This is a genomic window from Escherichia sp. TC-EC600-tetX4 (genome assembly GCF_019356055.1).
Taxonomy (GTDB): domain Bacteria; phylum Pseudomonadota; class Gammaproteobacteria; order Enterobacterales; family Enterobacteriaceae.
Genome location: NZ_CP079924.1, coordinates 2,288,549 through 2,301,510 on the forward strand (window position 1 = coordinate 2,288,549; position 12,962 = coordinate 2,301,510).

The 12,962-nt window shown below is 43.1% G+C and carries 10 protein-coding genes and 2 pseudogenes; 11 read left to right on the forward strand and 1 reads right to left on the reverse strand.

The window, feature by feature from the left end:
* Positions 1-52: 52 nt before the first annotated feature.
* The 10 genes and pseudogenes from KXD89_RS11105 to KXD89_RS11150 form a co-directional block, all read left to right on the forward strand.
* A pseudogene (locus KXD89_RS11105) lies at positions 53-261 on the forward strand (helix-turn-helix domain-containing protein); the annotation flags it as partial.
* Between the two features lie 254 nt (positions 262-515).
* Positions 516-1,742 (forward strand): annotated as a pseudogene (locus KXD89_RS11110) (fimbria/pilus outer membrane usher protein); the annotation flags it as partial.
* Positions 1,743-1,755: 13 nt separating this feature from the next.
* On the forward strand, positions 1,756-2,286 hold the full coding sequence (locus KXD89_RS11115; RefSeq protein ID WP_000876763.1) for a fimbrial protein: 531 nt from the start codon (positions 1,756-1,758) through the stop codon (positions 2,284-2,286).
* A gap of 12 nt (positions 2,287-2,298) precedes the next feature.
* On the forward strand, positions 2,299-2,802 hold the full coding sequence (locus KXD89_RS11120; RefSeq protein WP_000825452.1) for a fimbrial protein: 504 nt from the start codon (positions 2,299-2,301) through the stop codon (positions 2,800-2,802).
* Positions 2,803-2,860: 58 nt separating this feature from the next.
* Positions 2,861-3,775 (forward strand): fimbrial protein, encoded by a 915-nt coding sequence (locus tag KXD89_RS11125; RefSeq protein ID WP_000520676.1) that lies wholly within the window; start codon positions 2,861-2,863, stop codon positions 3,773-3,775.
* A gap of 333 nt (positions 3,776-4,108) precedes the next feature.
* Positions 4,109-6,388, forward strand: coding sequence for an acid resistance putative oxidoreductase YdeP (gene ydeP, locus KXD89_RS11130; protein WP_000726691.1), 2,280 nt, complete (start codon positions 4,109-4,111; stop codon positions 6,386-6,388).
* Positions 6,389-6,635: 247 nt separating this feature from the next.
* Positions 6,636-6,833, forward strand: a complete 198-nt coding sequence (gene safA / locus KXD89_RS11135) for a two-component system connector SafA (protein WP_000543384.1) — start codon at positions 6,636-6,638, stop codon at positions 6,831-6,833.
* A gap of 74 nt (positions 6,834-6,907) precedes the next feature.
* A complete protein-coding gene (gene ydeO, locus KXD89_RS11140) occupies positions 6,908-7,669 on the forward strand; it encodes an acid stress response transcriptional regulator YdeO (RefSeq protein ID WP_000060495.1) in 762 nt (253 codons plus the stop codon).
* Positions 7,670-8,070: 401 nt separating this feature from the next.
* Positions 8,071-9,753, forward strand: coding sequence for a sulfatase-like hydrolase/transferase (locus KXD89_RS11145; protein ID WP_001295684.1), 1,683 nt, complete (start codon positions 8,071-8,073; stop codon positions 9,751-9,753).
* Positions 9,754-9,804: 51 nt separating this feature from the next.
* Complete coding sequence (locus tag KXD89_RS11150; RefSeq protein WP_001301030.1) at positions 9,805-10,962, forward strand: anaerobic sulfatase maturase; 1,158 nt, start codon at positions 9,805-9,807, stop codon at positions 10,960-10,962.
* Here KXD89_RS11150 and KXD89_RS11155 read toward each other — a convergent pair.
* Entirely contained in the window at positions 10,928-11,050 is a 123-nt protein-coding gene (locus KXD89_RS11155; protein WP_120795387.1) for a protein YneP, read from the reverse strand. The two genes, KXD89_RS11150 and KXD89_RS11155, sit on opposite strands and share 35 nt — an antisense overlap.
* 202 nt (positions 11,051-11,252) lie before the next feature.
* On the opposite strand from KXD89_RS11155, the gene KXD89_RS11160 reads away from it, so the two are divergent.
* The gene (locus KXD89_RS11160) at positions 11,253-12,938 is read left to right on the forward strand and encodes an ABC transporter ATP-binding protein/permease (RefSeq protein ID WP_072647341.1); all 1,686 of its coding nucleotides are present in this window, start codon (positions 11,253-11,255) and stop codon (positions 12,936-12,938) included.
* The last annotated feature ends 24 nt before the right edge of the window (positions 12,939-12,962 follow it).

Below are 12,962 nucleotides of genomic sequence, written 5' to 3' on the forward strand. Positions count from 1 at the left end.
ACTGCATACGAAAACACCAGAGGGTGCTGTTACTTATTTAAGGACGGATCAAGCGGGAATGAGTCCACTCCGGTATCAGAAATGGCTACGTCTCAATGAAGTCAGGCGACAGATGCTGAATGAACATTACGATGTCACCACAGCAGCCTATGCTGTCGGTTACGAAAGCTATCCCATTTCAGTCGGGAATATTCGCGGATGTTTGGAGAGTCACCCAAGAGAGATATTACCAGGTTAAGAAAGTCTGTCGGACAGCTTTAATAAACCCTGCACTTATCTGTTTAGAGCAATTCGGTGTTAGTTTCAGCAAGCAAACATTAACCATAGCTAATGATTTATAGCCATATTAACCATTGGTAGCTCTTGACCTTTCCTGACACTTCCCTTGTTCGCAATAATATTCTGTTTAGTCACGGTTTATAAATAACATGCATAATGAAATCGTCATGTTATTTAGCGACATAAAATGTTTTTGCAAATACTCTCTTCAACAAGTGCAGCAATAAACTTGTTGTGGAACCAATATCCAGGTCGCAGGATATCGCTATTCTACGCAAGGTTTTTATAACTTATCCGACAGTGCCTACAGTCGAATGAGTGGTTACACCGTCAAGCCTCCTACCGGAGACACCAATGAGCAGACACAATTTATTGATTATTTTAATCTGTTCTACAGTAAGCGTGGTCAGGAACAAATAAGCATCTCTCAGCAGCTTGGAAATTACGGTACGACATTTTTCAGTGCCAGTCGCCAAAGTTACTGGAACACGTCACGCAGCGACCAGCAAATATCATTTGGATTAAATGTGCCGTTTGGTGATATTACGACTTCGCTGAATTACAGCTATTCCAATAATATATGGCAAAACGATCGGGATCATTTACTCGCTTTTACGCTTAATGTTCCCTTCAGTCATTGGATGCGTACAGACAGTCAGTCGGCATTTCGTAATTCAAACGCCAGTTACAGTATGTCAAACGATTTGAAAGGCGGCATGACCAATCTATCGGGGGTTTATGGCACTCTGCTGCCGGATAATAACCTGAATTATAGCGTTCAGGTCGGTAACACCCACGGAGGTAATACATCGTCTGGCACCAGTGGTTACAGTTCTCTTAATTATCGTGGAGCTTATGGTAATACTAATGTCGGTTACAGTCGGAGTGGTGACAGCAGCCAGATTTATTACGGAATGAGTGGTGGGATTATTGCTCATGCTGATGGCATCACCTTTGGACAGCCGCTGGGCGACACAATGGTTCTGGTTAAGGCTCCTGGTGCTGATAATGTCAAAATAGAGAACCAGACCGGAATTCATACCGACTGGCGTGGCTATGCCATATTACCATTTGCGACAGAATATAGAGAAAACCGTGTTGCTCTTAACGCGAATTCCCTTGCAGATAATGTTGAACTGGATGAAACCGTGGTCACTGTCATCCCAACTCACGGTGCTATTGCCAGAGCAACATTTAATGCACAAATCGGCGGGAAAGTATTAATGACGTTGAAGTACGGTAATAAGAGCGTTCCATTCGGTGCAATTGTCACACACGGAGAGAATAAAAATGGCAGCATTGTCGCGGAAAATGGTCAGGTTTATCTGACTGGACTTCCACAGTCAGGGCAATTACAGGTTTCATGGGGCAAAGATAAAAACTCAAACTGTATTGTCGAGTACAAGCTTCCTGAAGTTTCTCCTGGTACCTTACTGAACCAGCAGACAGCAATCTGTCGCTAAGGAACAATAGATTATGAAATACAATAACATTATTTTCCTCGGTTTATGTCTGGGGTTAACCACCTATTCTGCTTTATCCGCAGATAGCGTTATTAAAATTAGCGGGCGCGTCCTCGATTATGGCTGCACAGTCTCATCGGATTCGCTTAATTTTACCGTAGATCTCCAAAAAAACAGTGCCAGACAATTTCCAACGACCGGTAGCACAAGTCCAGCCGTCCCTTTTCAGATTACGTTAAGTGAATGCAGCAAAGGGACAACGGGGGTTCGGGTTGCATTTAACGGTATTGAGGATGCAGAAAATAATACTTTGTTGAAACTGGATGAAGGAAGCAATACGGCCTCCGGTTTGGGTATAGAAATATTGGACGCAAATATGCGTCCGGTGAAACTGAATGATCTTCATGCCGGGATGCAGTGGATCCCACTGGTACCAGAACAGAACAATATTTTGCCTTACTCCGCTCGTCTGAAGTCAACTCAGAAGTCCGTCAATCCGGGACTGGTGAGGGCTTCGGCAACCTTTACCCTTGAATTTCAATAATCAGAGTCAGATATGAAAAGACTTCACAAGAGGTTCCTGTTAGCTACGTTTTGCGCGTTATTCACAGCAACTCTCCAGGCCGCCGATGTCACTATCACTGTTAATGGTCGGGTAGTCGCTAAACCCTGCACTATTCAAACCAAAGAAGCTAACGTTAATCTCGGGGATCTTTATACGCGCAATCTGCAACAACCTGGTTCTGCATCTGGCTGGCACAATATTACTTTGTCATTAACCGATTGTCCGGTTGAAACAAGTGCAGTGACGGCAATCGTGACAGGTTCAACTGACAATACGGGTTATTACAAAAATGAAGGTACTGCCGAAAATATTCAGATAGAGCTGAGGGATGACCAGGATGCTGCGTTAAAAAATGGCGATAGCAAAACGGTTATTGTTGATGAGATCACTCGTAATGCACAGTTTCCACTTAAGGCAAGAGCTATCACGGTGAATGGAAACGCAAGCCAGGGAACGATCGAGGCGCTAATCAATGTGATCTACACCTGGCAATAACGTCGATTCGATTTTCTTAGCCTTCTTTTTAAATCAATTTTTAACCTTAGGATATATCATGGGTAAAACAATCAGTATAAAGGTCCTGTTCGGTATTTATCTTCTATTAATGGCAGGCAAAGTTTTTGCCTTCAGTTGTAATGTCGATGGCGGGTCAAGTATTGGAGCAGGTACAACCTCTGTTTATGTTAATCTCGACCCTGTAATACAGCCGGGCCAGAATCTGGTTGTAGACTTGTCTCAGCATATAAGTTGCTGGAATGATTACGGCGGCTGGTACGACACTGATCATATAAACCTGGTACAAGGCTCAGCTTTCGCAGGCTCCCTACAGTCATATAAAGGATCGCTGTACTGGAATAATGTGACCTACCCCTTCCCGTTGACGACAAATACCAACGTATTGGATATTGGTGATAAGACACCGATGCCATTACCGTTAAAACTCTATATTACCCCAGTTGGGGCGGCCGGTGGAGTTGTCATAAAAGCGGGGGAAGTCATTGCCCGTATTCATATGTATAAAATTGCAACATTAGGAAGCGGAAATCCGCGTAATTTTACGTGGAATATTATTTCAAATAACAATGTTGTTATGCCAACAGGCGGCTGCACCGTTGATAGTCGAAATGTCACCGTGGATCTCCCGGACTTTCCTGGAAGCGCAGAAATACCCCTTGGCGTATATTGCTCAAGCGAACAAAAGCTCTCATTTTATCTTTCGGGTGCCACCACTGACAGTAGCCGACAAGTGTTTGCTAACACAGCACCTGATGCAACAAAAGCATCGGGAGTGGGTGTCACTCTAATGCGTAATGGAAAAATACTGGCTACGGGAGAAAATGTCTCCCTGGGGACAGTAAATAAAAGCAAAGTACCTCTGGGTTTAAGCGCAACCTATGGACAAACAGGAAACAAGGTTTCAGCCGGAACCGTCCAGTCAGTCATTGGTGTCACTTTTATCTATGAATAATTGTGATTTTGACCTTAGTCTATGCGCTCCATTCACGAAAATTGCGCGGATAATTATTTTGTGAAGGCTATTAGCCTACACCTGTAAGAAAATCCGCGCACAATTGAAGCCAGAGTCTTATTTTTTATATTGAAAAATATGTTAATTTAAACACTATGAGAGATGATGCTTAACTTATCGTATTTAATCTATTGTTTAACGATAATAGATTAAAAATAGAAAGAGAGTAGTCCCCTACTCTTATATATCCATGTTGGCGATAATCCCTTTGTATGTACTGTGCATCATCGCTATTACAAATCCTAATAATTCATTTCCACACAGGATAAGTAGATGAAGAAAAAAATTGAATCCTACCAGGGTGCTGCAGGTGGTTGGGGTGCTGTTAAATCCGTAGCGAATGCAGTACGTAAGCAGATGGATATACGCCAGGATGTTATTGCCATGTTTGACATGAATAAGCCAGAGGGCTTTGACTGTCCGGGTTGTGCATGGCCAGATCCTAAGCACAGTGCGTCATTCGACATTTGTGAAAACGGCGCAAAAGCAATCGCCTGGGAAGTCACGGATAAGCAGGTAAACGCCTCTTTCTTTGCTGAGAATACGGTTCAATCATTACTTACCTGGGGAGACCACGAGCTTGAGGCTGCGGGGCGACTCACTCAGCCTTTGAAATATGATGCCGTCAGCGACTGTTACAAGCCATTAAGCTGGCAACAAGCTTTCGACGAAATTGGCGCACGCCTTCAAAGCTATAGTGATCCCAATCAGGTTGAATTCTATACTTCGGGCCGCACTTCCAATGAAGCTGCCTTTCTTTATCAGCTTTTTGCCCGTGAATACGGGAGCAATAACTTTCCCGACTGCTCCAACATGTGCCATGAACCGACAAGCGTGGGTTTGGCAGCGAGTATCGGTGTAGGTAAAGGGACCGTGTTGCTGGAAGACTTTGAGAAGTGCGATTTAGTCATTTGCATTGGGCATAACCCTGGTACAAACCACCCTCGCATGCTGACTTCGTTGCGCGCTTTAGTGAAACGGGGAGCGAAAATGATCGCCATCAATCCTCTACAGGAACGTGGCCTGGAGCGATTTACCGCACCGCAAAACCCGTTTGAAATGCTGACGAACTCTGAGACTCAGTTGGCCAGTGCCTACTATAACGTGCGCATTGGTGGCGATATGGCGTTGCTCAAGGGGATGATGCGCCTGTTAATTGAGCGCGATGATGCTGCAAGCGCCGCAGGTCGGCCTTCATTGCTTGATGACGAGTTTATTCAAACGCATACCGTCGGCTTTGACGAGCTACGCCGTGACGTTCTCAATTCCGAGTGGAAAGATATCGAACGTATTTCTGGACTAAGTCAGACACAAATCGCCGAACTGGCTGACGCATATGCCGCTGCCGAACGCACCATTATCTGTTACGGAATGGGGATCACTCAGCACGAACATGGTACCCAGAACGTACAGCAACTGGTCAATCTGCTGTTGATGAAAGGTAACATTGGCAAGCCTGGTGCGGGTATCTGCCCACTACGTGGACACTCTAATGTACAGGGCGACCGAACCGTCGGTATCACCGAGAAACCGTCTGCAGAGTTTCTGGCTCGTCTGGGTGAGCGCTATGGCTTCACCCCACCTCATGCACCTGGACATGCTGCAATTGCCAGCATGCAAGCAATATGTACGGGGCAGGCTCGAGCATTGATCTGCATGGGGGGCAATTTTGCGCTGGCAATGCCAGATCGGGAAGCGAGCGCTGTACCGTTAACGCAATTAGATTTGGCGGTACACGTAGCCACTAAGCTTAACCGCTCTCATCTGTTGACCGCACGGCATAGCTATATTCTGCCGGTCCTGGGACGTAGCGAGATTGACATGCAAAAAAACGGTGCGCAGGCGGTAACCGTTGAGGATTCAATGTCGATGATTCATGCCTCGCGTGGCGTGTTAAAACCCGCCGGTGTAATGCTGAAATCAGAGTGTGCAGTGGTCGCGGGAATCGCGCAGGCAGCACTACCCCAGAGCGTGGTAGCCTGGGAGTATCTGGTGGAAGATTATGATCGCATTCGCAATGACATTGAAGCTGTGCTGCCAGAGTTCGCCGACTATAACCAGCGCATCCGTCATCCCGGTGGTTTTCACCTGATAAATGCAGCTGCTGAAAGGCGCTGGATGACGCCGTCAGGTAAGGCTAATTTCATTACCAGCAAAGGGCTGTTAGAAGATCCCTCTTCAGCGTTTAACAGTAAGCTGGTCATGGCGACAGTACGCAGCCACGATCAGTACAACACGACGATTTATGGTATGGATGATCGCTATCGAGGGGTATTCGGTCAACGAGATGTGGTCTTTATGAGTGCTAAACAAGCTAAAATTTGCCGTGTAAAAAACGGCGAAAGAGTTAATCTTATTGCGCTTACGCCAGACGGTAAGCGCAGCTCACGCCGCATGGATAGATTAAAAGTGGTCATTTACCCTATGGCTGACCGCTCACTGGTGACCTATTTTCCAGAATCGAATCACATGCTAACACTTGATAACCACGATCCATTAAGTGGCATTCCTGGCTATAAAAGTATTCCGGTTGAATTAGAACCATCAAATTAATGCCTCTTCTCATTTCTTCTGCTGTCATCCGCACAGCAGAAGAATTCCTCATTGACTATTATTTCGCAATTTGCTCACATGGATTAAATTAAACTACATACTATAAGATATAAACTTCTGCCTACAGCTGTAAGAAACTCCGCTCAGTACTGAAGCACCAGTCCTATTTCCTCTTTTCTCCAGCCTGTTATATTAAGCATACTGATTAACGATTTTTAACGTTATCCGCTAAATAAACATATTTGAAATGCATGCGACCACAGTGAAAAACAAAATCACGCAAAGAGACAACTATAAAGAAATCATGTCTGCAATTGTGGTTGTCTTATTACTGACACTTACGTTGATAGCCATTTTTTCGGCAATTGATCAGCTGAGTATTTCAGAAATGGGTCGCATTGCAAGAGATCTTACACATTTCATTATCAATAGTTTGCAAGGCTGAAAACAAACAGCAAATTATAAATATGAAATGTTAAAAAAGTATCGATAAAAACTTTATTGTTTTAAGGAGATAAAATGTCGCTCGTTTGTTCTGTTATATTTATTCATCATGCCTTCAACGCTAACATTTTAGATAAAGATTACGCCTTCTCTGACGGCGAGATCCTGATGGTAGATAACGCTGTTCGTACGCATTTTGAACCTTATGAGCGGCATTTTAAAGAGATCGGATTTACTGAAAATACCATTAAAAAATATCTACAATGCACTAACATCCAGACAGTGACGGTGCCTGTTCCTGCGAAGTTTTTACGTGCTTCAAATGTACCGACTGGATTGCTTAATGAAATGATTGCTTATCTCAACTCGGAAGAACGCAATCATCATAATTTTTCAGAACTTTTGCTTTTTTCTTGCCTGTCTATTTTTGCCGCATGCAAAGGTTTCATTACACTATTAACTAACGGTGTGCTATCCGTTTCTGGGAAAGTGAGAAATATTGTCAACATGAAGCCGGCGCACCCATGGAAGCTGAAAGATATTTGTGACTGCCTGTACATCAGTGAAAGCCTGTTGAAGAAAAAACTTAAGCAAGAGCAAACGACATTCTCACAGATTCTTTTAGATGCAAGAATGCAGCACGCAAAAAATTTGATACGCGTAGAAGGTTCAGTCAATAAAATTGCCGAACAATGTGGTTATGCCAGTACATCTTATTTTATTTATGCGTTCCGCAAACATTTCGGCAACAGTCCGAAGAGAGTTTCTAAGGAGTACCGTTGTCAAAGTCACACGGGTATGAATACGGGCAACACGATGAATGCTTTAGCTATTTGATTATTTGCTAACGAGTAGTCAACCACACACGCTGCGTAAGAATTAAATGGGGCAGCCATTCCCTGCCCCGCGTTGTTTTTAGGCGATATATTTATTGAAATAAATAAGTGACATCCATCACATATTTATGCACTTGCATAACCTGTTGCATGATTATTTATGATCTCAATTCTGCATTTTGTCAGTAAAATGCAATAATTTATTAAATATCAATAAATTAGTTGTTTATCGGCGAGAAATTACTTAATAGAACAGAAAGTAATGTCAACGCTTTATGGACTGTTTTTTCCCTTTTTTTAGCTAAATCTGCTATCTCTTTATGTGACTAACTTCACTTACATCCACTTATTTCTCTTCGTAAAATTACTTTGGAATTAAGTACAATAAGAAGAGGAACATTTATGAAGTCTGCATTAAAGAAAAGTGTCGTAAGTACCTCGATATCTTTGATACTGGCATCTGGTATGGCTGCATTTGCTGCTCATGCGGCAGATGATGTAAAGCTGAAAGCAACCAAAACAAACGTTGCTTTCTCAGACTTTACGCCGACAGAATACAGTACCAAAGGAAAGCCAAATATTATCGTACTGACCATGGATGATCTTGGTTATGGACAACTTCCTTTTGATAAGGGATCTTTTGACCCAAAAACAATGGAAAATCGTGAAGTTGTCGATACCTACAAAATAGGGATAGATAAAGCCATTGAAGCTGCACAAAAATCAACGCCGACGCTCCTTTCATTAATGGATGAAGGCGTACGTTTTACTAACGGCTATGTGGCACACGGTGTTTCCGGCCCCTCCCGCGCCGCAATAATGACCGGTCGAGCTCCCGCCCGCTTTGGTGTCTATTCCAATACCGATGCTCAGGATGGTATTCCGCTAACAGAAACTTTCTTGCCTGAATTATTCCAGAATCATGGTTATTACACTGCAGCAGTAGGTAAATGGCACTTGTCAAAAATCAGTAATGTGCCGGTACCGGAAGATAAACAAACGCGTGACTATCATGACAACTTCACCACATTTTCTGCGGAAGAATGGCAACCTCAAAACCGTGGCTTTGATTACTTTATGGGATTCCACGCTGCAGGAACGGCATATTACAACTCCCCTTCACTGTTCAAAAATCGTGAACGTGTCCCCGCAAAAGGTTATATCAGCGATCAGTTAACCGATGAGGCAATTGGCGTTGTTGATCGTGCCAAAACACTTGACCAGCCTTTTATGCTTTACCTGGCTTATAATGCTCCGCACCTGCCAAATGATAATCCTGCACCGGATCAATATCAGAAGCAATTTAATACCGGTAGTCAAACAGCAGATAACTACTACGCTTCCGTTTATTCTGTTGATCAGGGTGTAAAACGCATTCTCGAACAACTGAAGAAAAACGGACAGTATGACAATACAATTATTCTCTTTACCTCCGATAATGGTGCGGTTATCGATGGTCCTCTGCCGCTGAACGGGGCGCAAAAAGGCTATAAGAGTCAGACCTATCCTGGCGGTACTCACACCCCAATGTTTATGTGGTGGAAAGGAAAACTTCAACCCGGTAATTATGACAAGCTGATTTCCGCAATGGATTTCTACCCGACAGCTCTTGATGCAGCCGATATCAGCATTCCAAAAGACCTTAAGCTGGATGGCGTTTCCTTGCTGCCCTGGTTGCAAGATAAGAAACAAGGCGAGCCACATAAAAATCTGACCTGGATAACCTCTTATTCTCACTGGTTTGACGAGGAAAATATTCCATTCTGGGATAATTACCACAAATTTGTTCGCCATCAGTCAGACGATTACCCGCATAACCCCAACACTGAGGACTTAAGCCAATTCTCTTATACGGTGAGAAATAACGATTATTCGCTTGTCTATACAGTAGAAAACAATCAGTTAGGTCTCTACAAACTGACGGATCTACAGCAAAAAGATAACCTTGCCGCCGCCAATCCGCAGGTCGTTAAAGAGATGCAAGGCGTGGTAAGAGAGTTTATCGACAGCAGCCAGCCACCGCTTAGCGAGGTAAATCAGGAGAAGTTTAACAATATCAAGAAAGCACTAAGCGAAGCGAAATAACTAAACCTTCATGCGGCGGATTTTTCCGCCGCCTTATTGAGCGAGATAGCGATGCACGTTACAGCCAAGCCCTCCAGTTTTCAATGTAATCTCAAATGTGATTACTGTTTTTACCTTGAAAAAGAGTCGCAGTTTACTCATGAAAAATGGATGGATGACAGCACTCTGAAAGAGTTCATCAAACAATATATCGCAGCGTCTGGCAATCAGGTCTATTTTACCTGGCAAGGCGGTGAACCCACTCTGGCTGGCCTGGATTTTTTCCGTAAAGTTATTCACTATCAACAACGCTATGCAGGCCAAAAACGTATTTTTAATGCATTACAAACGAATGGCATTTTATTGAATAATGAATGGTGTGCCTTTCTCAAAGAACATGAATTTCTGGTTGGTATCTCGATCGATGGCCCCCAGGAGTTACATGACCGTTACAGACGCAGTAATTCAGGTAACGGTACTTTTGCAAAAGTGATAGCAGCCATCGAGCGTCTGAAATCATATCAAGTAGAGTTTAATACGTTAACCGTCATTAATAACGTTAATGTCCATTACCCTCTTGAGGTTTATCATTTTTTAAAATCTATCGGCAGTAAACATATGCAATTTATCGAATTGCTAGAAACCGGGACGCCGAATATTGATTTCAGTGGTCATAGTGAGAACACATTCCGTATCATTGATTTTTCTGTGCCTCCCACGGCTTATGGCAAGTTTATGTCAACCATTTTTATGCAATGGGTTAAAAACGATGTGGGTGAAATTTTCATCCGTCAGTTTGAAAGCTTTGTCAGCCGTTTTTTGGGGAATGGGCATACCAGTTGTATTTTCCAGGAGTCCTGCAAGGATAATCTGGTTGTTGAAAGTAATGGAGACATTTACGAATGCGACCATTTTGTCTATCCACAGTACAAAATTGGAAACATTAATAAATCTGAACTCAAAACGATGAACAGTGTACAACTGACAGCGCAAAAAAAACGGATTCCAGCGAAATGTCAGCAATGTGCATATAAACCTATCTGCAATGGCGGTTGTCCTAAGCATCGTATTACTAAAGTAAACAATGAGACTGTTTCTTATTTTTGCGAAGGTTATAAAATCCTTTTTTCAACCATGGTACCTTATATGAACGCCATGGTAGAGTTAGCTAAGAACAGAGTACCGCTTTACCACATTATGGATGTTGCAAAACAAATGGAGAATAATTAATAACGCTCTCTTTTAACTCCATTCTTAGCCTCCTTCTTATGACCTTAACAAGGCACCCGACATAAATTCCTGTCGGGTGTTTCGTCATCATCATCTTCCCTTGCGAAAATCCTGGCTTACGTGGTATGCATCAGGGCATTAGCAATATCCTTGATTATCAATAGCATAACCATAACCACTGAAAATGAAATATTCCTTTATATTTCATATTGTTAAATGATACTTAAATAAATTTCATCAGTAAATCATTGCCATAGATAATCATTGGATGGCACAATCAATTTTCGCTAATGATAACCATTCCCATTACGCTTCGTATGTTGATAGCAAAGTATCTCTGTCTGTTGAAGCCCTTTTGGCTGCGTAAGAATAATAAAACTTCAGTGTTGTTAATCATTATTATCCTCGCCATGATCCTTGGCGTGGTTAAAATTCAGGTCTGGTTAAACGACTGGAATAATGATTTTTTCAATGCGCTAAGCCAGAAAGAAACCGATAAGCTTTGGCAGCTTGTCCTTTGGTTCCCTGCCCTGCTGGGGATCTTTGTATTAATATCCGTAAACAAAACATGGTTAATTAAACTACTGACTATTCGCTGGCGCGAATGGTTAACAGATTACTACCTTAATCGGTGGTTTGCAGATAAAAACTACTACTTCACGCAGATCTACGGCGAGCATAAAAATACAGATAACCCTGACCAACGTATCGCTGAAGACATTCTCTTACTGATCAGCAAAACGCTCAGTCTTTCATTTGGCTTCATCCAGTCACTTAGCATGCTGATCACCTTTACCGTTATTCTTTGGGAAAGCGCGGGTACGCTCTCATTCACTGTTGGTGGAACAGAATGGAATATCCAGGGGTATATGGTCTATACCGTCGTGCTCATTGTGATCGGTGGAACTTTATTTACCCATAAGGTGGGTAAACGTATTCGTCCGCTTAATGTGGAAAAACAACGTAGCGAAGCGACATTTCGAACAAATCTTGTGCAGCATAATAAGCAGGCAGAACTGATTGCGCTAAGCAATGCTGAGTCTCTACAACGCCAGGAGTTGAGCGACAATTTTCATACCATTAAAGAGAACTGGCATCGTTTAATGAATCGTCAGCGGTGGCTTGATTACTGGCAGAATATTTATTCGCGCTCGCTTAGCGTTCTTCCCTACTTTCTGTTATTGCCGCAGTTTATTAGCGGGCAGATCAATCTGGGCGGACTGATGAAATCGCGCCAGGCATTTATGCTGGTATCGAACAATTTAAGCTGGTTTATTTATAAATATGACGAACTTGCTGAACTGGCTGCGGTTATCGATCGCTTGTATGAGTTCCATCAACTCACTGAACAGCGCCCTACGAATAAGCCTAAAAATTGCCAACATGCGGTACAAGTGGCTGATGCGAGTATTCGTACGCCTGATAATAAGATCATATTAGAGAACCTGAACTTTCATGTTTCGCCAGGCAAATGGCTATTACTGAAAGGCTACTCTGGCGCGGGAAAAACCACACTGCTTAAAACATTATCCCACTGCTGGCCGTGGTTTAAAGGTGATATTTCTTCTCCTGCTGACAGTTGGTATGTGTCACAAACACCGTTAATCAAAACCGGCTTACTGAAAGAGATTATTTGTAAAGCACTTCCCCTGCCCGTAGACGATAAATCGTTGAGCGAAGTACTGCATCAGGTTGGTCTTGGGAAATTGGTTGCGCGTATTCATGACCACGATCGCTGGGGAGATATTCTTTCCAGCGGCGAAAAACAACGTATCGCCCTGGCACGATTAATTTTACGACGTCCGAAATGGATATTTCTTGACGAAACTACCTCTCATCTTGAGGAACAAGAGGCTATCCGCTTACTGCGTTTAGTGCGTGAAAAACTACCCACAAGCGGCGTCATTATGGTTACACATCAACCCGGTGTCTGGAACCTGGCCGATGATATTTGTGACATTAGCGCGGTTTTATAAAAACAATAAAAGCCCTGCTGTACG

Excerpts from the sequence above, each read along its gene's own strand:
- KXD89_RS11115 (WP_000876763.1), top strand. The coding sequence starts at position 1,756 with ATGAAATACAATAACATTATTTTCCTCGGTTTATGTCTGGGGTTAACC.
- KXD89_RS11120 (WP_000825452.1), top strand. The coding sequence starts at position 2,299 with ATGAAAAGACTTCACAAGAGGTTCCTGTTAGCTACGTTTTGCGCGTTA.
- KXD89_RS11125 (WP_000520676.1), top strand. The coding sequence starts at position 2,861 with ATGGGTAAAACAATCAGTATAAAGGTCCTGTTCGGTATTTATCTTCTA.
- ydeP (WP_000726691.1), top strand. The coding sequence starts at position 4,109 with ATGAAGAAAAAAATTGAATCCTACCAGGGTGCTGCAGGTGGTTGGGGT.
- safA (WP_000543384.1), top strand. The coding sequence starts at position 6,636 with ATGCATGCGACCACAGTGAAAAACAAAATCACGCAAAGAGACAACTAT.
- ydeO (WP_000060495.1), top strand. The coding sequence starts at position 6,908 with ATGTCGCTCGTTTGTTCTGTTATATTTATTCATCATGCCTTCAACGCT.
- KXD89_RS11145 (WP_001295684.1), top strand. The coding sequence starts at position 8,071 with ATGAAGTCTGCATTAAAGAAAAGTGTCGTAAGTACCTCGATATCTTTG.
- KXD89_RS11150 (WP_001301030.1), top strand. The coding sequence starts at position 9,805 with ATGCACGTTACAGCCAAGCCCTCCAGTTTTCAATGTAATCTCAAATGT.
- KXD89_RS11155 (WP_120795387.1), bottom strand. The coding sequence starts at position 11,050 with ATGACGAAACACCCGACAGGAATTTATGTCGGGTGCCTTGTTAAGGTC.
- KXD89_RS11160 (WP_072647341.1), top strand. The coding sequence starts at position 11,253 with ATGATAACCATTCCCATTACGCTTCGTATGTTGATAGCAAAGTATCTC.